Origin of the sequence: Stappia sp. BW2 (genome assembly GCF_008107695.1) — a bacterium.
Taxonomy (GTDB): domain Bacteria; phylum Pseudomonadota; class Alphaproteobacteria; order Rhizobiales; family Stappiaceae; genus Roseibium.
Window position 1 is genome coordinate 1,120,776 of sequence record NZ_VIRG01000070.1, and the last position, 20,888, is coordinate 1,141,663.

Consider the following 20,888-nt stretch of genomic DNA (forward strand, 5'->3'; position numbering starts at 1 on the left):
TGAAATCAAACCTCTTTTACTGCATGAAGCGTGTTCCCATATAATGGTGCAATTCAGAGATTCGAAAGGACGTGGGCTGATGGTCCTCGAAGCGCCGATCGTTGCGGCAGACGTCGTACAATGGCTGTATAGCGATGCGCCCCAACTGAAAGGGACGCTGGAAGTCGTCACTGAGATGGCTAAACGTCTGCGGGCTGGAAAAGTTCCGGTCGACCGTGTCATCACCGGCATCTGGGTGGTGCATCCGAACGTGCGCGCGGAAAGCTCGATCTGGATCAACGGAGAGGCGCCGCAATTGCGTCTTCATACTGCGGACAACACATCGCAGGACGAATACCAGAATAGCCCGATCAAACACGTCCATGAAGAGCAGACACCGATTCGTGTCGAAATCAGCAAGTCACCAGGCGCTGCCGACGAATTTCCGATTACCGCCGAACTGGCCCGGGAAGGCTATACGGACTATATCGCGCTGCCGATGCGGTTTTCGGACGGGACGGTCAAGGTTGCCAGTTTCGCAACCAAGGCGCCGGGTGGGTTCTCGGGCTCGCACATCGGTGTGTTTGAATCGCTGATCCAGCCGCTCGCCCTCGTGTGTGAATTGAAGACGCTGCGCCGTACGGCCGAAACGGTGCTGGAAACCTATGTTGGTCGTCGCGCCGGGCTGAAGGTTCTGGATGGGACTACCGGACGCGGGGATGGCGAGTGGATCAAGGCGGTTGTCAGCTTTGCCGACATCCGCGGGTTTACCCGCCTTTCCAATACGCTGCCCGCCGACAGGATCGTAATGTTCCTCAACAAGTATTTCGGGGCGATGACGGCGGCTGTTGAAGCCCACGGCGGTGAAGTGCTGAAATTCATCGGCGACGAAGTGATGGCGATCTTCCCATATGAGACCGAAGAGCAGGCCAGGGATGCCGCCATGCGTGCCCTGATGGCTGCCCGTGAGACGCTGACGCGGATCGAGGCCATCAACACAGCCCGGACATGTCCCGTCACGCCTGACATGAGTGTCGGAATAGCGCTGCACGCGGGCGATGTGTTCTACGGCAATGTGGGCAGTGAAACCCGTCTGGATTTCACTGTCGTCGGTCCCGCGGTCAATCTGGCTGCCCGAATTGCCGAACTTGCCAAGGACCTGCAGCGCCAGCTTCTGGTGTCCGATGCGTTGGCCGATATCATGGGCTGCCGGTCGGGTCTGTTCGGCCGCTATCAGGTGAAGGGGTTCGATGACCCCGTTTCAGTGTATTCGCCCGATTTGTCGGCCGATCCCCAATCGGGATATTGCCCCAAAAGCACAGCCTCCCTGGCTTTGGAAACGAACTGACGCCGGATCAGGACCAGGAGAACGGCCAGGGTGGTTGCCGCAAAGACATAAGGCCCGGCGAACCAGCCCAGAAAGCCGATTGAAAAAAACAGAGCACGCTGGCCGCGATTGAAGTGGCGGCCAGCGAGAACGCCCAGTTCTCCTGCCTGTGCGGCCATCTTGTTGATCTCTTCGTCTGGTACCTGCCCCCTGTGGGGAACCGCGCCCATGACGATGCTGGCATAGTTGAACAGCCGGTACGCCCAGCCAAACTTGAAGAAGCCATAGGCAAAGATCACCATCAGGGCGAGCACCTTGATCTCCCAGAGCGCGCGGCTGTCGGCCACGGGGATGGAAAGGTCTCCGGCAACCTGAAAGATGCGTTCCGTGGCATCCAGAAGCGCAAAGCCGCCTCCAATCGCCAGAAGGGACGTTGAGGCGAAGAAGGCCGTGCCCTGTTGCAGCCCGGACATGATTGAGGTGTCCATGATACGAACCTCGCGCAGGCTCATGACTTGCATCCATCTGCGCCGGTAGTTTTCCATTGCGCTGGACAAGGTTTTCTTACGTAGCGGGCTGAGGTCGATCAGAACATTAAAACCGAGCCAGGCGAACAGAAACCAGGCCGCGGCTACCAGGTCCAGAGTCGAGAGCGCGTGCATCGTGATCCCTTCTGATTCTCTTGCGGCCGAATCCGGCCATGCCCTGTCTTACCAGACTTTTCTGTAGGCCTGACAGACAGACTTGAAGGCACTAAGTGACTGAATTCCCAGCATCCGGGAAAGGTCTGCAAAAATGCGGGATCAGCTGCTCTCTTTTTGCGCTTGCGAAATGGTAAGGGATCGTTTACCTCCTCGCCTCAATGGCGCCATATTTAAAGGTCGGTGGGACCTGGTGTCACTCAACAATATGTAGGGTTTTTATGGACGAAAACGTGCAGAAATCTTGTTGGAGCGTCACTCTCTGGACTGTCGCTGCAGTTGGCTTGGCATTGTCGATGGTTCTTCTGTTCAACGATGTTGAAAGTGCACAACAAGCCGTCGCCGCCGCTAAATAAGCCAGCGGGACGCAAGGAAAACAAAGGCGCAGCGTGATGCTGCGCCTTTTGTCGTTTTGAAGGCTCTTTTGTTGCACCGAAGCATTGTTCCAAAGAGCCCTTGGCCGACGCCTGTTCGGTATTAATTTGGCGGCGACAGGCTGGATGAAAATGAAATCCCGGGTCTGTTCGACGGTCCGTAGGATTGCCTGAATTCCATTTGCCGTACCACGGTCATGTCCCTGGGGTGGCTGATGAGGAATGCGGTATAGGCACGCTCGCCCAGAGGCATGAGCACAAGTTGGACAGTGCCGGAGCCGGGCCAGTCAAGCTCCGCGCCCCAGGCCGGAACATCTGCCGGATTGTCTTTTCCGAATAGCGCACGGACATCGATGTCGTGGAGCAGGGCGGTGCCAGTGGCATCCCACGTGAGCGCGGCCAGGCCGCGGTCCAGAGGAAACAGATTGAACTGGGCGCCGTTAATCTCGACACTCAAGCGGTTCGCAGCATCTCTTTCGATCAGTGCGCTGCCTTCATTCATATCCGTTTCGAGGGCAACGCGCTCACCATTCGTCTCGATGAAGCCTTCCGTGTTGACTACTTTGAAAATGCCAAGCGGAACCTCAACTTCGGCCTGAAGCGGCACGAAGGAGGCGAGAAGGAGCAGCAAAGAGATGAGTGTTCGAAACACGCCCGGACCCTGTATTGAAACATGACCCGATCATACACCTTCAAAACTTTAGAAAGTCTTTGTCCAATACCGGACTCGCGCTGTAAATCTGCAACAACTCAAGGTTACATTCTATTTTGACAGGGATACCACAAGGTCTTCTATTGTCGAATGTTCCGGTTGCCAGCCGGTGGCTCTTTGAGCATGGCTGACGTCAACCGATTGCGACAGGGCGTAGCCGGCGGACCAGTCGGTGAGTGGCTCGGCGCCTTGGGAGGCTGGTACCGTCTCGATTTCAAGCGGCAAGCCGTGGCGAGCCGAAATATGCGATGCCAGGTGGCCGACCGAAATGCCTTCAATGCAGCTCGCAATCAGGGACATGCGGAACCGGGCGTTCTTGAGAGCGAGCGCATAGAGCGCGGCAAGGTCCTGAATTTCCACCAGAGGCCACTTTGTCTCGGCAGTCGCTCGGGTTTCAAACGGTCTGCCTTCCTTGAGCGCGGCTGTCATCAGGGCAATTGGCCCGGTTGTCTGGCTGCAGGCGAGCGCCGGATGAATGACCGTCAGATTGAGATCCGTGCCATGCGACAGGGTTCTGATCGTCTCGGTCATGAAGCGAAACGCGGGCAGGGGAGCGAACTGGGTTTTCTCGCTCAGCAAGTGCGTTCCCGTCGTTGCTGGATAGAGCCAGATGCCTCCGGTGTAGATTATCTTGAGCGGCTGTTTGCGGTGTTTGGCGGCCTGCTTCAGGGCAAGCATGCTCTGCCGGTCGACCCGCCCCATATCCTCAGAAAATGTCGCACCGAGATGGATGACGGCATCACATGAAGCTGCTCTGGAGACCCAGCTTTCCGGCGTGCGCAGATCACCGGGATACGCACTTGCGCCAGATGCACGCAACTTGGCTGAAGACGCATCAGAGCGGGCCAGACCGATTACCCTGGCACCGTCCTGAACCAGCCGTTTTACGACGGCAGAACCGATCTCGCCGGTTCCACCCGTTACAAATACTTCCATGGGCAAAGAGAACCCTTTTCGCGCTGGCGGCGCAAGCTGAAGCTAACAGGGAGGGGCGACAATCCACCGCCGTTTTCTGCCACAATCTTGACCTTGGCCGGAAGCCTGCTAGGTGAGAAGCATGACCTTGCATCTGGTAAAACTGTGCGTCGGCGCGGACAGCGTCGAGTCCCTTCAGGCCTGGATAGATTTTCGCATGGACAATGCCCGCAAAACCGGGCTTCCGGCGGAAACGATCCATACGACGCGCATGGTGCCAACCCGCAAGGAGGAGCTGCTGGACGGCGGCTCCCTGTATTGGGTGATCAAGGGCAAAATTCAGGTGCGCCAGCACCTTATCGATATCCGGCCGTTCACGGACCAGGCGGGCGTCAAACGCTGCGATCTGGTCATGGAGCCGAGGCTGATCCTGACGCAGTTCCAGCCAAAGCGTCCATTTCAGGGCTGGCGGTATCTGAAGGTGGAGGACGCTCCGGCAGATCTGAAGGCCGGTGGAGCGGCGCAGGCCATGCCCGAGGATATGCGGCGCGATCTGACGGAACTCTGCCTGCTTTGATCGGCCGACATCAGCCCGAGGCCTGCAAAGCCTTGTGAAGATGCCCCATGAGTGTGCTGAAGTCCGGCCAGCCACGCCCAAGGCCCGGATTTTCCTTCTTGCGCGTCATGGCAAGATGCGCATAGCCATGCACCAGCGACCAGACGAGGATCTCGATTTCCTCCGGATCGGTTCCCTCAGGGATCAGCAGTGCACATGTCTCGCGCAGGATCGCATAGGATCTTGAGGCGTAGTGGGCAAATTCCTCATCGTCTTCCCTGAACTTCTGTCCCGAAAAAATGAACAGGAACAGGTCCGGGTGTCCCGTCGCGAAATCCAGATACCCCTGACAAATGGCGCTCAGCCTTTCGGCAGCGTCTGGAGCGGATGTCGCCAGCCGTTGTTCCATTGCCTGGCAAAACAGGGAAAACCCGCGCGCTGCAATCGCTGTCGACAGGCCGGTGATATTCTTGAAGTGATAACCCGGCGCAGCGTGTGAAACGCCTGCCTTGGCGGCGCACTCGCGCAAGGAAAGCTTGTCCGGACCGCGTTCCCGCAACAGCGCCACACCAGCATCAACCAGAGCAATTCGCAGACTGCCGTCTCGTTTGCGGCGGGAAGGGGGAGAAGCTGTCATGGGATCTTCATCAACGATCTGCTTGACACTGTCAAGTTACGCTTTACCTTGACAGTGTCAAGTTAGCGTGAGGAGGCGGAATGACGATGGTTTCAAGGTTTGCAGCAAGCTTGGCATTCTGGACAATGGCGGTTAGCGCCGCCTTGATCGCGATTGCGTCCTTGAGGTTTCTGGCGCTGGGGGTATCCGCATCGATGGATTTCGTGGCGCATAATCTCAGTGGAAATGCGCTGATGCTTTACATGCATATTGGGATTGCGCCGTTGGCGCTTGCCTTGATGCCGTTTCAGTTCATGACCCGGCTGCGAGCGTGCAGGCCGAAACTGCACCGCTGGATGGGCAGGTGTTATGTTGCCGCGATCCTGGTTTCTGGTCTTGCCGGACTGCAGCTTGCCTTTCACACGACAGCAGGACCTTTCGCAGCAACAGGCTTTGCGCTTCTGGCGGTCTTGTGGATGCTGACAACCGGTATTGCGGTTGTATTTGTCTTGCAGCGGCAAATCGAGCGTCACCGCGCCTGGATGCTGCGTTCAGCCGCGCTTACCTTTGCTGCTGTCACGTTGAGGGTCTATCTGGGAAGCAGCATGGCGGCCGGTCTCGACTTTGCAATTGCCTATCCGCTTATTGCCTGGCTGTGCTGGGTACCGAATGCCATTGTCATGGAAGTGTATCTTCAGTTCGTTCGTCCCGAACGCTCGCGGTTGGCCTCCGCGACCGCCTGAGGCCGCGAACGATTGCATCCTGTCGCATCCGCTCGGCTGAGACTTGCCAAAACGGTTTCCCGGTCCCAATTTGACTGTCATGAACAGGCAGAAGGAGGCGGCCGTGAACGTCAAGACCGGCAAAGGCACGGCAGACCCGATGGTCCGTCAGGAAACTGGAGTGCCTTCAGCCGCTTCCGAGGTCTCAGCCTTCCTTCGCAAGGCCGAGGAAATCGTGCCGCAACCCGGCAGTGGAGGGCGCCTCGTGTTCGCCCTGGATGCCACGATGAGCCGTCAACCGACCTGGGACCAGGCCTGTCAGATTCAGGCCGAGATGTTTCAGGAAGCGGGCAAAATTTCGGGTCTCAGTATCAAACTTGTCTATTTTCGTGGATTTGGAGAGTGCCGGGCCTCACGTTGGTTTGCCAGTGGGGCTGAGCTTGCTCACGCCATGAGCCGTATTTCTTGCCAGGGCGGGCGCACACAGATCCGCAAAGTGCTTTCGGCCGCGCTCCAGGCCGCCAATTCCGAAAAGATCGCCGCCCTGGTTTATGTTGGCGACTGCATGGAAGAAGACGTCGACGCCCTATGTGACAAGGCTGGCCAGCTTGGCCTGCTCGGCGTGCCCATGTTCCTGTTTCAGGAGGGGCATGACGGGGTTGCGGAGCGTGCGTTTCGCGAGATGGCCAGGCTTACCAACGGAGTGTTTTGCCGATTTGATTCCGGGTCCGCTCAGCAACTGGCGGATCTCTTGAAGGCGGTTGCGGTTTTTGCCAGTGGCGGCCGGTCGGCGTTGCAGCAGCTGGAAAAGCAGGGTGGCAAGGGAGCAAAGCTTTTGCTGCAGCAGTTGCCAGGTGCCCGCTAGGCCCTGACGGACAAGAGTTGCACAACCTTGCTGTGGTCGCTGCCACAGGTTTACATAACCGGAAAGATTCAACACGTGTGGAATAGGGCCGCTGCATCCAAATGGAGCGGGCCTGGGCCGGCGAACGGGGACCCCACCGCCATATGATTTATCTGATTATCGGCTTGATATTGCTGACCGCCCTACTGACCCTCGGCAACAAGTTCGTCAATGCCAATCCGGCGGATCTTGCGAAAGGTCTGCGCCTGTTCGCAGGCGGCTTGCTCATGGTGCTGGCGCTGATCTTTGCGCTGACGGGACGGTTCATCTTCGCCGTCCCTCTCTTCGGCCTTGGCTTGTCCGTTCTGGGGTTGTCTGGTCTCAATTGGCTTTCGTCAGGCTACAAGCCTCAGAAAACCTCCGGACAACGTTCGCGTGTGCGGACCGCGATGGTCGAGATGGAACTTGATCACGATACCGGTGCCATGACCGGAACCGTGCTTGCAGGCGCCTTTCAGGGGCGCGAGCTGGATGATCTGACCGAACCGGACCTTGAAGCCTTCTGGCAGGAAACGGCCCAGGACGGTCAGAGCCAGAAACTAGTCGAAGCTTATCTCGACCGCAGGCTTGCCGGATGGCGCGAACACTTCCAGGCGGATGGAGCACATCGGCAGGGAAGCGCGGCGAGCTCGGGCCCCATGACAGATGAGGAGGCCTACCAGATCCTGGGGCTTTCGCCCGATGCCGGGGACGCGGAAATTCGAGCCGCGCACCGCAGGCTTATGATGCGAGTCCATCCCGACCAGGGAGGCTCCGGTTTCCTCGCGGCGAAAATCAACGAGGCTAAAGACACGCTTCTCAGAAGACATTGACGGCATCCGTTACGCGGTTACTGGTAGATGGCGAAGCAAGCGTATTTTGCCTTTTTCAAGCTTTTGCAGGCATTCCACGCAGCTGTTTTGGTGTCGAAGCCGACGAACCGGGCCCGGTAGAGCGTCTGTCCGTTGGTGTCGACGGGTTCGGTGTAGGGGACCCGTCCCCGAAGGGCGGCTCCGGTCCTGGCCTTGGCATTCTTCAGCATTGTGATGGCCTGGCCTTCGGATTCTGTCGCGGCGATCTGGACCTGCCAGCCTGGCTCGACATCGCGGGTATCACTTGTCGCAACCGTGACACTGTCGTCATCGCTGCTGTTGTCGTTGGCTACGGTTTCCGGTGCAGCCTGGGTCTCAACAGGTGTGTTGTTGATTGCGATGGTCTGAACGGAGACCGTTTTCACAGGCTGCGCGGAACCGACGGAGCGCTGCCCGCTACCTGCCTTCGTACCTTCGGACTTCGCGGCAGCGGCCAGGGCAGCTCTGGAAATCGAATTGGTGTTCAGCGGCTCATCCGGGCTTGCAGGAGGGATCGGCGGCAGGGCGGTCGCAACCGCAAATGTGCTGTCAAACCGTTGCTTCACGAGTTTCGGCGGCAAAGGTACGTCGTTGCCGAAACCGGGAACCGGAGCGGGTGTCTCGACAGACGCCGTGACAGGCGCATTCGACGCAGTCACCAGGACAGGGGCGGGAGCCGGTGTCGGGATGGCTGCGGCCTTGGCCGGTGCGGTAAACGCCAACACCATCGGATCGCCTGAAGCCGGCACTGGTTCGCTGCCGGGTTTGATGTTCGGCAAGGGCGGGTTCTTGAGCGCGGCGGCAACAAACGTCGGTGTAGAAGACTTCTGGACGATCAGCGGAGCTGTTTTCGGGCCCCGGCTCGCCTTTGGCAAATAGGTGTTGATGAGCTTTGTCATCTGGGCGTTGCGCGACGCGCCGGTCCTGCCGCCCATGACAACGGCGACAATGTGCCTGCCATCCCGGTTGACCGAGGTGACAAGGTTGAAGCCGGAGGCGCGGATATAACCGGTCTTGATCCCGTCAACACCCTTCACGCGGCCAAGCAGCTTGTTGTGGTTGCCATAGGTGCGGCCCTTGTACTTGTAGGCCCGGGTTTTGAAATAACCGTAATACTGCGGAAACCGTTCCTGAATGGCGCGGCCAAGCGTTGCCATATCCCGTGCAGTGGTGCGTTGCCTGCTGTTCGGCAGACCGTGCGGGTTGCGGAAAGTGGTTTTCGACATGCCGATCTGACGCGCGGTGCGTGTCATGCGTTCGGCGAATTTCGTTTCGGAGCCGGCGAGGTTCTCTGCAATGACGGAGGCAACGTCGTTGGCTGACTTGGTGACCAGCGCAAGGATTGCGTCCTTGACCTTGATGGTGCCACCAGGCTTGAGGCCCAGCTTGGAGGGCGGGCGCGCGGAAGCGTAGCTGGAAACACTCAGATTGGAGCTCAGCGACAGCCGTCCGGCTTCCAGTTCCTCAAACACCAGATAAAGGGTCATGATCTTGGTGAGAGAGGCGGGGTACCTGTAGGAATCAGCCGATGAGGAATAAAGTGTCTTGCCGGTTTTGGCGTCGACAACGATCCCCGAATATTTCGGGTTTGCCATGGCCGTTGCAGGCAACCCCAGAAGCACAAGGCCGAGGGTCAAGAACTTTGCGGTGCGGGCGAGAGCTCGCCCTTTGCGAAAAATACGCTTCCCAAACACAATTACTATCCCATTCCGGGTCACGTGGTCTGTCTCTGGAGCGGCGCGCTCTGGATCTTAACCCCCAGCGATTCAGAACGGCTGCCCCGTCGTTCTCCATGTCATTTGATGGAATCACGGTTACGAATGAGTAAATGAATGACCGAAAAACCACTTAAAAAAATAGTTTTTTGGTAGAGTTAATCTTTAGTTAAGGTCGTGATCATTCGTCTTATAAAGAATAAATTATTTCAATACATAAGTTCATTTTATAATCGGGTTAATGTTTCGTTTATCTTCGTGATCTTTTGTTTCAGATTTGATCACATTCAAGCATTTGCCCGATCTCTTGATGTTTGTTGATTGCCTCCTACTTGCAGTTGCTGGCGCAAGCCCGCATCCGGGGGAGTCGTTTCTCTTGCAGTGGTGGGGCGGTTTACGTGATGAAACGATAGGTAGTTTCGCGTAAAGGTTGTTTTGCAGTGCAAAATCGCCTTGACACTTATTGTGCAGTGCATTATCTACAAAGTCTCGTAAGGTAACGCTGTATGCGCGCCGGGCCGCCCCATAAGGCCGATGCTTGGGATGGGAAACCGGTTCGCCGGAGAAGGGCAGAAAAATGATGAACAATTTGGACGATCTGCAGAAAATGAGCAAAGACAACATGGACATGGCGATGGCGTCTTTCGGCTCCGTCAGCAAGGGCTTCCAGGCAATCGCAGCTGAAATGGCCGACTACCAGAAGAAGTCCTTTGAGGAAGGTTCCGCAGCTGTTGAGAAGCTCGTTTCTTCCAAGTCCCTCGACAAGGCATTCGAAGCACAGGCGGACTACGTCAAAACCGCTTACGAAGGTTTTGTTGGCGAAATGACGAAAATCGGTGAAATGGTCACCGACATGTCCAAGGATGCCTACAAGCCTTACGAAGGCGTGATGGGCAAGCTTGCGAAATAAGTTTTCCTTCTAGCCGTCGCGAGACGGCCCGAAGACTGAAACCCGGTTCGTTTGAGCCGGGTTTTTTCGTATATGCACAGGTTTACTGGCTTTTTACGGCGCGGCCTGCCATTTGCAGCCGCATTTTGAAATGCGTTCTATTGCCTCCTTTTATTCAGTTTCAGGCAACCTACATTCCTCTTGACCGGCAGCGCTGGGACCACAAATGCGCTGTTGACCTTTATGTTGATGAAATCGACCATTGCGCGAGCGCGGCTTGCGCGGCAGGATTACCACTGAGAATGCGTATTCGCGGCGCAGTCCGTGCTGCGGAAAGCTCTGGACCAGCTGCGCAGGGCAGTGAGTTCAGGATTCGAAATTTGGTGATGGCCGGAGTGATAGAGGCAAAAGAAACGGCAATGTCGGCGGGCTCTGATTATGACAATGACGGTGGCGACGCCGGAACGGTTGTTGTCACCCGGACCAAAACAGTAACCAAGCGGCCAAATCTCTATCGAGTGCTGCTATTGAACGATGACTACACTCCGATGGAGTTCGTTATTCACGTTGTGGAGAACTTCTTCCAAAAAAACCGCGAAGAAGCGACCCGCATTATGCTGCATGTTCACCATCACGGCGTCGGGGAATGTGGAATATTTTCCTACGAAGTCGCGGAGACGAAAGTCACCCAGGTGATGGATTTCGCGCGCAAGCATCAGCATCCGTTGCAATGCGTCATGGAAAAAAAGTGAGGACAAACGCACGTGCCTTCCTTCTCACGCAGTCTAGAAAAAGCACTCCACCAGGCTCTGGCGTTCGCCAACGAGCGACAGCAAGAGTATGCGACACTAGAGCATCTTCTGCTGGCCTTGCTTGACGACCAGGACGCGGCTGCAGTCATGCGGGCTTGCAACGTCGATCTGGATACGATCCGCCGCAACCTGGTTGAATATGTCGAAACCGAGCTGGACAATCTTGTCACCGACAGTGACGAGGATTCCAAGCCGACCGCCGGCTTCCAGCGCGTTATTCAGCGAGCGGTTATCCACGTCCAGTCCTCCGGGCGGGAAGAAGTCACCGGCGCCAACGTGCTCGTTGCGATCTTCGCCGAGCGCGAAAGCCATGCGGCCTACTTCCTGCAGGATCAGGACATGACCCGTTACGACGCGGTCAATTATATCTCGCACGGCATAGCCAAACGTCCCGGTATGTCCGAGGCCCGTCCTGTCGAAGGGGCGGATGAAGAAGATGTGATGCCAGGCGCTGAAACCGAGAAGAAGTCCAGTCAGAAGACGGACGCTCTTGAAGCTTACTGTGTCAATCTCAACACCAAGGCTACCAACGGCAAGATCGATCCGCTGATCGGACGCGATACCGAAATTTCGCGAACCATCCAGATCCTGTGCCGCAGGTCGAAGAACAATCCGCTCTTCGTCGGTGACCCGGGTGTCGGCAAGACCGCCATCGCGGAAGGCCTTGCGCATCGAATCGTCAATGGCGATGTGCCGGACGTTCTGAAGGACGCCACCATCTTTTCGCTCGATATGGGCTCGCTGCTGGCGGGTACCCGCTACCGCGGCGATTTCGAAGAGCGTCTGAAGCAGGTGGTCAAGGAAATCGAGGATTATCCGGGCGCCGTGATGTTCATCGATGAGATCCACACGGTGATCGGTGCCGGCGCAACATCGGGTGGGGCGATGGATGCCTCGAACCTGCTGAAACCGGCGCTTGCCTCCGGAGCGATCCGCTGCATCGGTTCGACCACCTACAAGGAATATCGCCAGTTCTTCGAAAAGGACCGGGCACTTGTCCGCCGTTTCCAGAAGATCGATGTCAATGAGCCTTCGATCCCGGATGCAATCGATATCCTGAAAGGGCTGAAGCCGTATTTCGAGGACTTCCACAAGGTTCGTTACACCAACGACGCGATCAAGGTGGCTGTGGAACTGTCAGCGAAATACATTTCAGACCGCAAGTTGCCGGACAAGGCGATCGACGTGCTGGATGAAACCGGTGCTTCGCAGATGCTTGTTCCCGAAACCCGTCGCCGCAAGACCATCGGCGTGAAGGAAATCGAGAATACGATTGCCACCATGGCAAGGATTCCGCCGAAGTCCGTTTCCAAGGATGATGCGGAGGTTCTGGAAAACCTTGGCAAGGATCTGAAGCGGGTTGTCTACGGTCAGGATGAGGCCATCGGAACGCTGGCGTCGGCCATCAAGCTGGCACGTGCCGGCCTGCGTGAGCCGGACAAGCCGATCGGCAGCTATCTGTTCTCCGGCCCGACAGGCGTCGGCAAGACGGAAGTTGCCCGGCAGCTGGCGTCTTCGCTGGGTGTCGAACTGATCCGCTTCGACATGTCCGAATACATGGAGCGGCACACCGTGTCGCGCCTGATCGGTGCGCCTCCTGGCTACGTCGGCTTTGATCAGGGCGGTCTCTTGACCGATGGTGTTGACCAGCATCCGCACTGCGTGTTGCTGCTGGACGAGATCGAAAAGGCCCATCCGGACCTGTTCAACATCCTGTTGCAGGTGATGGACCACGGCAAGCTGACCGACCACAACGGCAAGCAGGTCGACTTCCGCAATGTGATCCTGATCATGACGACCAACGCCGGTGCCGCGGATATGGCCAAGATGCCGGTTGGCTTCAACCGCATGAAGCGGGAAGGCGACGACGCGGAAGCGATCAACAAGCTGTTCACGCCGGAATTCCGCAACCGTCTTGATGCGATCATTCCGTTCGGCAATCTGCCGATGGAAGTTGTCTACAAGGTGGTCGAGAAGTTCGTCATGCAGCTGGAAGTCCAGCTGGCTGATCGTGGCGTGACCTTCGAGCTGACCGAGGATGCCGTCAAATGGCTCGCCGACAAGGGCTATGACAGCCAGATGGGCGCTCGCCCGCTTGGCCGGATCATCCAGGAGCACATCAAGCGGCCACTGGCCGACGAGGTGCTGTTCGGCAAGCTGAAGAAAGGCGGGATGGTCAAGGTCTCCGTGTCCGAAGACGGCAAGGGTCTGCTTCTGGAAAGCATCGAGGAGCGGGCAACACCGCCCAAAGCCAAGGCCAAGACCGAAACCAAGGCCAAGCCAAAGCGCCGGCGCAAGCCCGCCGCCAAGGCTGCAGCCACCAAGGACAAAAAGCCGCCTGCAGGCAAAAGCGGCCCGTCCAAGAAAAGCCTTGTGCCCAAGGTGCCGTTGGCCGACTGAGGCACTGCATTATAAGACTGGAAAGGCACCGGAGAGATCCGGGGCTTTTTTCGTTTTAGTCTGCAAAGACAAACGATGATGCTGGAAGAGGACAGGGTCGGGCTGGGTCAATGCTTCGGGCGTGTCGTCGACGAAGCAGGCTGTGCCATTTCTCATTCATGTTTGGAATTGAAACCATTCAGGAAAATCATTTGCAGACGTCCGGCCACCCGCCTAGCTAAGAAGCAGATATTTTCGGGAGAACGGATATGAGCGATAACAAGGTTGCCATGATTACCGCAGGTGGCTCCGGCATGGGCGCTGACGCCGCAAGACGGCTGGCTGCGGACGGGTTCCGGGTTGCTATCCTGTCGTCATCCGGCAAGGGGGAGGCGCTTGCGGAGGAATTGGGCGGCGTGGGGTTCACCGGCTCCAATCTTGTTGCGGACCACCTGACCGCCTTTGTCAAAAAAACTCTGGACTCCTTTGGCAGCATTGATGTTCTGGTCAATTCGTCCGGCCATGGCCCGAAAGGTGATATTCTGGAAATCTCTGACGAGGACTGGCACCTCGGCATGGATTATTACCTGATGAACGTCATTCGCCCGGCGCGCCTCGTCGCTCCGGTCATGGCGGCACAGGGCGGCGGAACGGTGATCAACATCTCCACCTTCGCCACCTTCGAGCCGGACCCGATGTTTCCGACATCCGGTGTGTTCCGGGCAGGGCTTGCCAGCTTCACAAAACTGTTTGCAGACAAGTTTGCGGCCGAGAACGTGCGCATGAACAATATTCTGCCGGGCTTCATCGACAGCCTGCCGGAAAAAGAAGACCGCCTTGCCCGCATCCCCATGGGCCGCTACGGCCGCGCCGACGAGATTTCCAGCCTGGTTTCCTACCTTGCCAGCGACGCGGCAGCCTATATCACGGGGCAGAACATCCGCATCGACGGCGGTCTGACACGGTCGGTGTGAGGATCTCTGAATGGGTGGAGTTGCCGCATCAAAAGATCCGAACGCTTTCCCCCTTTGGTCCTCTAGACAGAAATTTCCCAGAAAGGTAAGGCTACCTTACCAACTGTCCAGAGGTGAGTCAGCTTTATGACGGCTCCTGATCAGCCAGAAAACGCACCAAACCCGCAAGATCCGCCAGAACATGCCCGGGTCTGGATGGCGCGTGGGGCGAGGGCTGCGGTGTCTATTCCAGCGTTTATTCTGACTGCGGCTTTTGTCGGCTATGCCGGGCTTGCCCGGGAGTCCGGACTGACGCTTGTCGAAACGCTGGCGATGACCGGTTTCGTCTGGGCGCTGCCGTCCATCGTGGTTCTGACCGGCGCGATTTCTTCCGGTATGGGAATGCTTCCTGCGGGTATTGCTGTCGCTCTTGCCTCTGTTCGCTTGATGCCGATGACCATGGCGTTGATGCCTTTGATCAAGGTGCCCGGCAAGACCCGCACCTGGCAATTGCTGATCGCCTCCCATTTCGTGGCGGTGACGGCCTGGGTGTTCGCGATGAAGCACCTGCCGGATATGCCGAGGGAAGGACGCCTGCCGTTTTTCCTCGGTTTCGGCGGGGCGGTGACCAGTTTTGTGTTCTGCATGACCGGTGTCTCCTATCTGCTGGTGGAGACCATGCCGGGCATGGTAGCGGGGGCCTTGTTTCTCCTGACGCCGGTCTATTTCCTGTGTTCGCTCTGGGGCGCTTCACGGCTGAATGCGGACCGAGCCGCGATGGTTGCCGGGCTGGTGCTCGGCCCGGTCTTCTTCATCTATCTGCCTGGGCTGGATCTTCTTTGGACCGGTCTTGTGGGCGGTACGATTGCCTATCTCGGGACACGGATCATGCGCAGGGGGCTGTCGTGATGGACGGATCAACTGCGGGCGGATTGATTTCCGAAACCTGGTGGCCCCTGGCGATGATCCTCGTTGCCGGCTGGTTTGCAACCGACGTCTGGCGGTGGCTGGGTGTTTTTGCAGGCGGCAAGCTGCGCGAAGATGGCGAACTGCTGATCTGGGTGCGCTGTGTCGCGACCGCGCTGGTCGCCGGTGTCATTTCAAAGCTGATCCTGTTTCCGCAAGGCGTGCTGGCGGAAACACCGCTCTGGCTGCGTGTGGCTGCCGCCGGTTTCGGGTTTGCCTCGTTTTTTGTGGCCCGCCAGCGGGTTTTTGTGGGCGTGCTCGCGGCAGAAGTTTTCCTTGTCGCGGGCTGGTTGCTCCTCGACCGAATGGCCTCCTGACACGTAGCGATTTGCCATGTTCACTTGCCGGATAGATGGGGTAGGTTGAAGAGGGGGTGATTGCATTCGGTCAAGGAGAGGAAAATGGCGGACCAGGTCGAACTCTTTTACGCACCGCAAACACGGGCCACAGGCGTGCGCATTCTCCTGGAAGAACTGGGAGCGCCTTACAAGTTGAACGTGCTCAACCTGAAGCTGGGTGAAAATCGGACGCCCCGCTATCTTGCGGTCAATCCTGCCGGAAAAGTTCCGGCGTTGCATGTCGGCGAAGCGGTCATTACCGAACAGGTCGCGATCTATGTCTATCTGGCCGATCTTTTTCCGGAAAAAGGACTGACTCCCGCGCTCGACGATCCGTTACGCGGGCCATACCTGCGCTGGTTCGTGCACATGGCGTCCTGTTTTGAGCCCGCACTGATTGACCGCGCTCTGAATCGGGAAGAACCGCCGCCTTCCATGTCTGCCTATGGGTCTTTCGACACCGTGATGGAAAACATGCGTATCCAGCTTTCCAAGGGACCGTTTGTTCTAGGAGAGCGGATGACGGCCGTTGACGTTCTTTGGGGTGTGGGGCTTCGGTGGGGCATGATGTTCGGCATCGTGCCGGAATTCGAGGAATTCACGAGATATGTCGAGCGGTTCTCCGAGCGGCCTTCTGTGGTGAAGGTGCTTCAGGAAGATCAGAACATGGCCAAGGAACAGGACGACGCGGCTGTTCAGGCCGGTGTCGCCTAGGGGTTTTCCAGCCAACATTTGCCCTGTCACGCGCTGCGCTGTCGGCAGTTGGCGGAAAACTAACGGTGATCCTGACAGGCAAACCTCCGCCGTGGACTCTCCAAGAAACGCTGCGTTTGTGTTCCCAAACTTCGAAAAACGCCCGCTCGGCTTGGGGCCGGGCGGGCGTTGTTTGTTCGTTCCTGTCGGCGGTCGGGCCGAGCCCGGTTCAGGACAGCGCAGCGCGAATTTTTTCAGCGTGTTCCGCCAGAAGGTCGTTATCGGCCATCGTGCCTGTGTGGGGTTTCAGTGAGACGCCCTCGAAGCGCGGAATGACATGGACGTGAGTGTGGAACACCACTTGACCGCCAGCAGGCTCGGAGAATTGCTGGATGGTGGTGCCGTCTGCATCAAAGGCCTTGATCACTGCTCTGGCCATCGTCTGGGCCGTTGCCATCACTGCGTTGAGATCCTCCTGGGCGATGTCCAGAATGTTGCGGGAAGGGGCCTTCGGGACCACCAGAACATGACCGTCGCCGCGTGGCATGATGTCCATGATCACCAGTGTCTTGTCGTCTTCGTAAACCTTGTGGCTCGGCAGTTCGCCGCGCAGGATCTTGGCGAAGACATTCTGGTCGTCATAAGCGGGTGCGGACATGGGGTATTTCCTGTCTGATAGGCAAAAGAATTTCGCGAAGCGTTGGCACGAGGCAAGTTGCCCCAAGACGTGAGACCGATCAATGGTGGTTCAATCGATTGCTGCCGGATTTCACACCCTGGGTGTGGACTCTGAGAAAGCCGGTTGCCTTGAGGTGATGTTGTGACGGGGCTGTGAGAAAACACAATCTGTTTGAGTGGCTATGGAACGAGCGACCGGCTTCAGAATGATTACAGATGGTTCTGCCGACGCGTTAAAGAGGTCGCGTCAGATCTTAGATACCGCGTCGGTGATTGCCGGTGTTCCAAAGGCGAAGGCCGGAGATTTCGCTCCGGCCTTCGCCGGCACCAGGCCAAAAGTGGCCAACAGTGCCGGATCGATGGTGTAAACGATCTTCGACGTGGGTGAAGCGTCAGGCAGCTTCCCCCAGTTCAGAACCGTCCTTGACCAGTTTTGCAACCGCCGCGAAATCCAGCTTGCCGGAGCCCAGAACGGGAACCTTCGACACCACACGAACTTCTGCCGGTATCATCAGGTCCTGTGCGCCGCGGGCTTTTGCGCCTTCAATGAAGGTTGTGCGATCCGCATCCGGATTTTCCGTAACGAGCACCAGCTTCTCGCCCTTGCGCGGATCCTTGATGGCGGCAACGGCTGAAAGGTGTTGCGGCCAGATCTGACCTGCCAGCGCTTCCACGGCGGACAGAGACACCATCTCACCGGCAATCTTGGCAAAGCGCTTGGCGCGGCCCTTGATGATGATGTAGCCGTCAGCATCGATCTCGACGATGTCGCCGGTGTCGTGCCAGCCATCGACCAGCGGTTCGACCACACCCGGATTGTCCGCCTTCAGATAGCCGACCATGACGTTTGGCCCAGAGACATGCAGTCTGCCGCCATCTTCCACGCCTGGCACAGGTTCAAGGCGGGCCTTCATTCCGGGCATAAGTTTGCCGACCGTGCCCGGGCGGTTGTACATCGGCGTGTTGAGCGCGATGACCGGCGCGGTTTCGGTCACGCCATAGCCTTCCAGAACCCGCAAGCCGAACCGTTCCTGATAGATCTGACGGGTCGACGGTTTCACCGGTTCCGCGCCAGCAAAACAGTAGCGCAGGGAGCGGAAGTCATAGGCATGGGCGACGCGGGCATACCCGTTCAGGAAGGTGTCGGTGCCAAACAGGATCGTTGCATTGGAGGTGTAGATCAGCTCCGGAACGATCCGGTAGTGCAGGGGCGACGGATAAAGGTAGACCGGTACACCTGAAATCAACGGCAGAATGGTTCCTGCCGTCAGACCGAAGGAATGGAACATCGGCAGGACGTTGAACACCTTGTCGTTCGGCGTGAAATCAACCCTTGCGGCTGCCTGTGTGGCATTCGACAGGATATTTCGGTGTGTCAGAACAACGCCCTTCGGTGTTCCTTCCGAGCCCGAGGTGAACAGGATAACGGCCGTATCGTCCGCCTGTCGGCGCACCAGGGGGCGGCTTTTGGTCAGTAGACCGCGGATCTTGTCTGTAAAGCCGATTTCAGACCGCAGGTCTTCCATCCAGATGATGCGAACGTGGTTTTCAAGGTTTGACGCCAGTTGCTCCAGGCGGGCCTGTTTGACGAAGGCACGAGAGGACAACAGCGTTCGAACCTCTGCAGCCCGGCACGCAGCGAGAATGTTCTCCTGGCCGGCCGTGAAATTGATCATGGCGGGCACCTTGCCGGCGGACATGGTCGCAAGAACGGTCACGGCAGCGCCATTGGCATTGGGCAGCATGATCCCGAGGGTCTCTTCCCCCTTGGTGTGCTGTATCAGCTTGCGGCCAAGCACGGAAACGCCCGTCAGCAACTTGCCCACACTCAGCTTGCCAGTCACCGGATCTTCAAGTGCCAGTTTGCCGTGGCCGTGTTCTGCGCCTGTGGCGATGATTTTTTCCAGGATGGTGACGTCTTCCATCAGGCTGGTTTCAAACATCAACTCGGACATGACGCCATAGAGCTTGGCACCGGCGGCCGCGCGCCGCTGACGGCCTCGCAGGTCGTCATTGATGTCCAGGCGGGTCGGTTCCATGATCGTTACCTTTACCTTCGGGAAAAGTCGTTTGCGGATCTGACTGGGGTTCAGATAGGAAAACGGCGTTTTTTCAAGGCCGTCGATACGGATGGGGACGATCATGGCGCCAGTCTTGTCGGCCACCATGGCGGCACCGTCGTAGACCTTCATCAGACTGCCGGTCACTGTCAGCCGGCCTTCCGGGAAGATCACCATGGGCTCACCGGAGTTCACCACCTTGATCAACGCACGGGCGGCCATGGGCTTTGTCGGATTGACAGGTATCGCATTTGCAAGGTGCAGGAAGGGTTTTACCCACCAGCGCCGGGCGATGTCATAGTCGATCGCGAAGGACGGTTTCTTTTCGGTCAGGGTCAGTGCCAGGCCGGCATCCAGCAAGCTGACGTGGTTGAGCGCCAGGATCGGGGCTTCGCCGGCTTTTTCCAGATTTTCCAGTCCCTTGACTTCCATCCGGAAGATCGCGCGATAGAGGATTGAGATCGCGTCGCGCAGCGGGTTGGTCGGCAGGGTCTTCAGCATCACTGCAGCCGCGATCAGGTTCAACACTGCCAGTGCGAGAAAAATCTCTGAGACGGAAAAACCGAGTTTCTGGGCGCCTGCCAGCAGCACGCCGCCAATCGTCATCAGGGCGCCGCCAAGGGCATTGGAGGCTGCAATCCGGCGGGCACGTACCTCTGGTTTTGCCCAGGTCTGGAGCGCCGTGAAGGTGGGGACAACCAGCAGCGCACCGGAGATGGCAAGTCCGGCCATGTCAATGCTGAGACGTATTACACCCTCATGCGTCAGGAACTCCTGCAGGCTTGATGTTTGCGTCGCAGCTGGCAAGCCGGCGAGGGTCAGTGCAGCGTCGAGGCAGAACAGCGCAAGCAGCAACGTCCCGACAGGGGCTGGCAGAAGGACGACGCGTCCAGCCAGCAGCCAGGCGGCAATCGCCGACCCGATGCCGATCGATATTGCAAAAACGGTCAGGAAATAGGTGACGGCGATTTCTCCACCACCCAGAAGCGTCTTGACGATCAGCGGCAGAAGCGCGAGCACCATGGCGCCGATAACCCAGAACCAGGCATTCATCAGGGCTGCCAGAAAGAGGCGGCGATCAGAGGCCAGGTTACGCACCACGCGCCATGTCGAGGTGGCAAGGTTCCAGTCAACCCTCAGGTCGGGGGCCGCGGCCGGTGCGGAGGGGATCTGGCGGCTCAGCCCGTAACAGGCAAGTGCCAGCGCCAGCATCACCGGAGCGAAGATAAGCGTGGGTGCGCCGGTACTGAACAGAAGCCCGGCGGAAATCGTGCCGCCGAGGATTGCCAGGAAGGTTCCAGCCTCGATCCAGGCATTGGCGCGCGGCAGACTGTCGGCAGGCAGATGATCCGGGAGCAGTCCATATTTGACCGGCCCGAACAGAGCCGACATGGCGCCGAACACAAACAGCGCGGAAAACAGGACAGGCAGGGAGGACAGAGCCATGCCGGCAACCGCAAGCCCTGCACCTGCGACTTCGACAAGCTTGGTCGCCCGCGCGATCCGTCTCTTGTCGAACTTGTCGGCAAGCTCACCCCCGAGAGCGGACAGGAACAGGAAGGGAGCGATGAAGACCGCCCCGGCCAGTGTGATCAGAACACCGGTGTTGCCACCGTCCGCCCCCTGTTCCCCGACCTGGAACAACACCAGGAACACCAGGGCGTTTTTCAGGAAGTTGTCGTTGAACGCGGAGAAGAACTGTGTCCAGAAGAGCGGAGCGAAACGCCGGGACGTCATCAGTGGAGCGCTCATAAGGTCCTCCTTGGGAG

Annotated in this window: 19 protein-coding genes; 12 read left to right on the forward strand and 7 right to left on the reverse strand. The window is 58.0% G+C overall.

Going from position 1 to position 20,888, the window contains the following annotated elements; translation table 11 throughout:
- Positions 1–79: 79 nt before the first annotated feature.
- Positions 80–1,327 carry an adenylate/guanylate cyclase domain-containing protein gene (locus tag FMN63_RS24200; protein ID WP_209001293.1) on the forward strand — a complete coding sequence of 416 codons (1,248 nt, stop codon included), beginning with the start codon at positions 80–82 and terminating at the stop codon, positions 1,325–1,327.
- On the opposite strand, the gene FMN63_RS24205 is transcribed toward FMN63_RS24200, so the two are convergent.
- The 3 genes from FMN63_RS24205 to FMN63_RS24215 form a co-directional block, all read right to left on the reverse strand.
- Positions 1,213–1,968 (reverse strand): DUF599 domain-containing protein, encoded by a 756-nt coding sequence (locus FMN63_RS24205; RefSeq protein WP_148586668.1) that lies wholly within the window; start codon positions 1,966–1,968, stop codon positions 1,213–1,215. The genes FMN63_RS24200 and FMN63_RS24205 overlap by 115 nt on opposite strands.
- A 516-nt stretch (positions 1,969–2,484) precedes the next feature.
- Positions 2,485–3,033: a hypothetical protein gene (locus FMN63_RS24210; protein ID WP_148586669.1), complete on the reverse strand. Its 549-nt coding sequence runs from the start codon at positions 3,031–3,033 to the stop codon at positions 2,485–2,487.
- Positions 3,034–3,144: 111 nt separating this feature from the next.
- Positions 3,145–4,029, reverse strand: a complete 885-nt coding sequence (locus tag FMN63_RS24215; protein ID WP_148586670.1) for an SDR family oxidoreductase — start codon at positions 4,027–4,029, stop codon at positions 3,145–3,147.
- A gap of 121 nt (positions 4,030–4,150) precedes the next feature.
- On the opposite strand from FMN63_RS24215, the gene FMN63_RS24220 reads away from it, so the two are divergent.
- Positions 4,151–4,585, forward strand: a complete 435-nt coding sequence (locus FMN63_RS24220) for a DUF1489 family protein (RefSeq protein ID WP_148586671.1) — start codon at positions 4,151–4,153, stop codon at positions 4,583–4,585.
- 10 nt (positions 4,586–4,595) lie between these two features.
- Here the strand turns inward: FMN63_RS24220 and FMN63_RS24225 are convergent, their stop codons facing one another.
- On the reverse strand, positions 4,596–5,201 hold the full coding sequence (locus tag FMN63_RS24225) for a TetR/AcrR family transcriptional regulator (protein WP_148586672.1): 606 nt from the start codon (positions 5,199–5,201) through the stop codon (positions 4,596–4,598).
- 80 nt (positions 5,202–5,281) lie between these two features.
- Between FMN63_RS24225 and FMN63_RS24230 the strand changes: the two genes are divergently transcribed.
- From FMN63_RS24230 to FMN63_RS24240, 3 genes are all read left to right on the forward strand, one after another.
- The gene (locus FMN63_RS24230; protein ID WP_209001294.1) at positions 5,282–5,923 is read left to right on the forward strand and encodes a DUF2306 domain-containing protein; all 642 of its coding nucleotides are present in this window, start codon (positions 5,282–5,284) and stop codon (positions 5,921–5,923) included.
- 103 nt (positions 5,924–6,026) lie between these two features.
- Positions 6,027–6,767, forward strand: a complete 741-nt coding sequence (locus FMN63_RS24235; protein ID WP_286192752.1) for a vWA domain-containing protein — start codon at positions 6,027–6,029, stop codon at positions 6,765–6,767.
- Positions 6,768–6,910: 143 nt separating this feature from the next.
- Positions 6,911–7,618, forward strand: coding sequence for a DnaJ domain-containing protein (locus FMN63_RS24240; protein ID WP_148586673.1), 708 nt, complete (start codon positions 6,911–6,913; stop codon positions 7,616–7,618).
- A 17-nt stretch (positions 7,619–7,635) separates the two neighbouring features.
- On the opposite strand, the gene FMN63_RS24245 is transcribed toward FMN63_RS24240, so the two are convergent.
- Complete coding sequence (locus FMN63_RS24245) at positions 7,636–9,273, reverse strand: D-alanyl-D-alanine carboxypeptidase (protein WP_209001295.1); 1,638 nt, start codon at positions 9,271–9,273, stop codon at positions 7,636–7,638.
- A gap of 655 nt (positions 9,274–9,928) precedes the next feature.
- Here FMN63_RS24245 and FMN63_RS24250 point away from each other — a divergent pair.
- The 7 genes from FMN63_RS24250 to FMN63_RS24280 all read left to right on the forward strand — a co-directional run bounded on the left by FMN63_RS24250 (position 9,929) and on the right by FMN63_RS24280 (position 16,402).
- Entirely contained in the window at positions 9,929–10,261 is a 333-nt protein-coding gene (locus FMN63_RS24250) for a phasin family protein (protein WP_148586675.1), read from the forward strand.
- Positions 10,262–10,659: 398 nt separating this feature from the next.
- Complete coding sequence (clpS, locus tag FMN63_RS24255; protein ID WP_148587335.1) at positions 10,660–10,992, forward strand: ATP-dependent Clp protease adapter ClpS; 333 nt, start codon at positions 10,660–10,662, stop codon at positions 10,990–10,992.
- A gap of 12 nt (positions 10,993–11,004) precedes the next feature.
- A complete protein-coding gene (clpA, locus tag FMN63_RS24260; RefSeq protein WP_148586676.1) occupies positions 11,005–13,452 on the forward strand; it encodes an ATP-dependent Clp protease ATP-binding subunit ClpA in 2,448 nt (815 codons plus the stop codon).
- Between the two features lie 248 nt (positions 13,453–13,700).
- The gene (locus tag FMN63_RS24265) at positions 13,701–14,405 is read left to right on the forward strand and encodes an SDR family oxidoreductase (protein WP_148586677.1); all 705 of its coding nucleotides are present in this window, start codon (positions 13,701–13,703) and stop codon (positions 14,403–14,405) included.
- A 126-nt stretch (positions 14,406–14,531) separates the two neighbouring features.
- Positions 14,532–15,293 (forward strand): AzlC family ABC transporter permease, encoded by a 762-nt coding sequence (locus FMN63_RS24270; protein WP_148586678.1) that lies wholly within the window; start codon positions 14,532–14,534, stop codon positions 15,291–15,293.
- Positions 15,293–15,667 carry an AzlD domain-containing protein gene (locus FMN63_RS24275; RefSeq protein WP_148586679.1) on the forward strand — a complete coding sequence of 125 codons (375 nt, stop codon included), beginning with the start codon at positions 15,293–15,295 and terminating at the stop codon, positions 15,665–15,667. The genes FMN63_RS24270 and FMN63_RS24275 overlap by 1 nt, the downstream gene beginning before the upstream one ends.
- Before the next feature lie 84 nt (positions 15,668–15,751).
- Positions 15,752–16,402 (forward strand): glutathione S-transferase family protein, encoded by a 651-nt coding sequence (locus tag FMN63_RS24280; RefSeq protein ID WP_148586680.1) that lies wholly within the window; start codon positions 15,752–15,754, stop codon positions 16,400–16,402.
- 208 nt (positions 16,403–16,610) lie between these two features.
- Here FMN63_RS24280 and FMN63_RS24285 read toward each other — a convergent pair whose 3' ends face one another.
- Entirely contained in the window at positions 16,611–17,039 is a 429-nt protein-coding gene (locus FMN63_RS24285; protein WP_148586681.1) for an HIT family protein, read from the reverse strand.
- Positions 17,040–17,451: 412 nt separating this feature from the next.
- The gene (locus FMN63_RS24290) at positions 17,452–20,871 is read right to left on the reverse strand and encodes an acyl-[ACP]--phospholipid O-acyltransferase (RefSeq protein ID WP_148586682.1); all 3,420 of its coding nucleotides are present in this window, start codon (positions 20,869–20,871) and stop codon (positions 17,452–17,454) included.
- Positions 20,872–20,888 lie beyond the last annotated feature (17 nt).

Bases quoted from the DNA above. Each gene is read 5' to 3' on its own strand.
- FMN63_RS24250 (WP_148586675.1), top strand. From the start codon at position 9,929: ATGATGAACAATTTGGACGATCTGCAGAAAATGAGCAAAGACAACATG.
- FMN63_RS24285 (WP_148586681.1), bottom strand. From the start codon at position 17,039: ATGTCCGCACCCGCTTATGACGACCAGAATGTCTTCGCCAAGATCCTG.
- FMN63_RS24200 (WP_209001293.1), top strand. From the start codon at position 80: ATGGTCCTCGAAGCGCCGATCGTTGCGGCAGACGTCGTACAATGGCTG.
- FMN63_RS24220 (WP_148586671.1), top strand. From the start codon at position 4,151: ATGACCTTGCATCTGGTAAAACTGTGCGTCGGCGCGGACAGCGTCGAG.
- FMN63_RS24215 (WP_148586670.1), bottom strand. From the start codon at position 4,029: ATGGAAGTATTTGTAACGGGTGGAACCGGCGAGATCGGTTCTGCCGTC.
- FMN63_RS24225 (WP_148586672.1), bottom strand. From the start codon at position 5,201: ATGACAGCTTCTCCCCCTTCCCGCCGCAAACGAGACGGCAGTCTGCGA.
- FMN63_RS24290 (WP_148586682.1), bottom strand. From the start codon at position 20,871: ATGAGCGCTCCACTGATGACGTCCCGGCGTTTCGCTCCGCTCTTCTGG.
- clpS (WP_148587335.1), top strand. From the start codon at position 10,660: ATGTCGGCGGGCTCTGATTATGACAATGACGGTGGCGACGCCGGAACG.
- FMN63_RS24205 (WP_148586668.1), bottom strand. From the start codon at position 1,968: ATGCACGCGCTCTCGACTCTGGACCTGGTAGCCGCGGCCTGGTTTCTG.
- FMN63_RS24240 (WP_148586673.1), top strand. From the start codon at position 6,911: ATGATTTATCTGATTATCGGCTTGATATTGCTGACCGCCCTACTGACC.
- FMN63_RS24275 (WP_148586679.1), top strand. From the start codon at position 15,293: ATGGACGGATCAACTGCGGGCGGATTGATTTCCGAAACCTGGTGGCCC.
- FMN63_RS24280 (WP_148586680.1), top strand. From the start codon at position 15,752: ATGGCGGACCAGGTCGAACTCTTTTACGCACCGCAAACACGGGCCACA.
- FMN63_RS24265 (WP_148586677.1), top strand. From the start codon at position 13,701: ATGAGCGATAACAAGGTTGCCATGATTACCGCAGGTGGCTCCGGCATG.
- FMN63_RS24270 (WP_148586678.1), top strand. From the start codon at position 14,532: ATGACGGCTCCTGATCAGCCAGAAAACGCACCAAACCCGCAAGATCCG.
- FMN63_RS24230 (WP_209001294.1), top strand. From the start codon at position 5,282: ATGACGATGGTTTCAAGGTTTGCAGCAAGCTTGGCATTCTGGACAATG.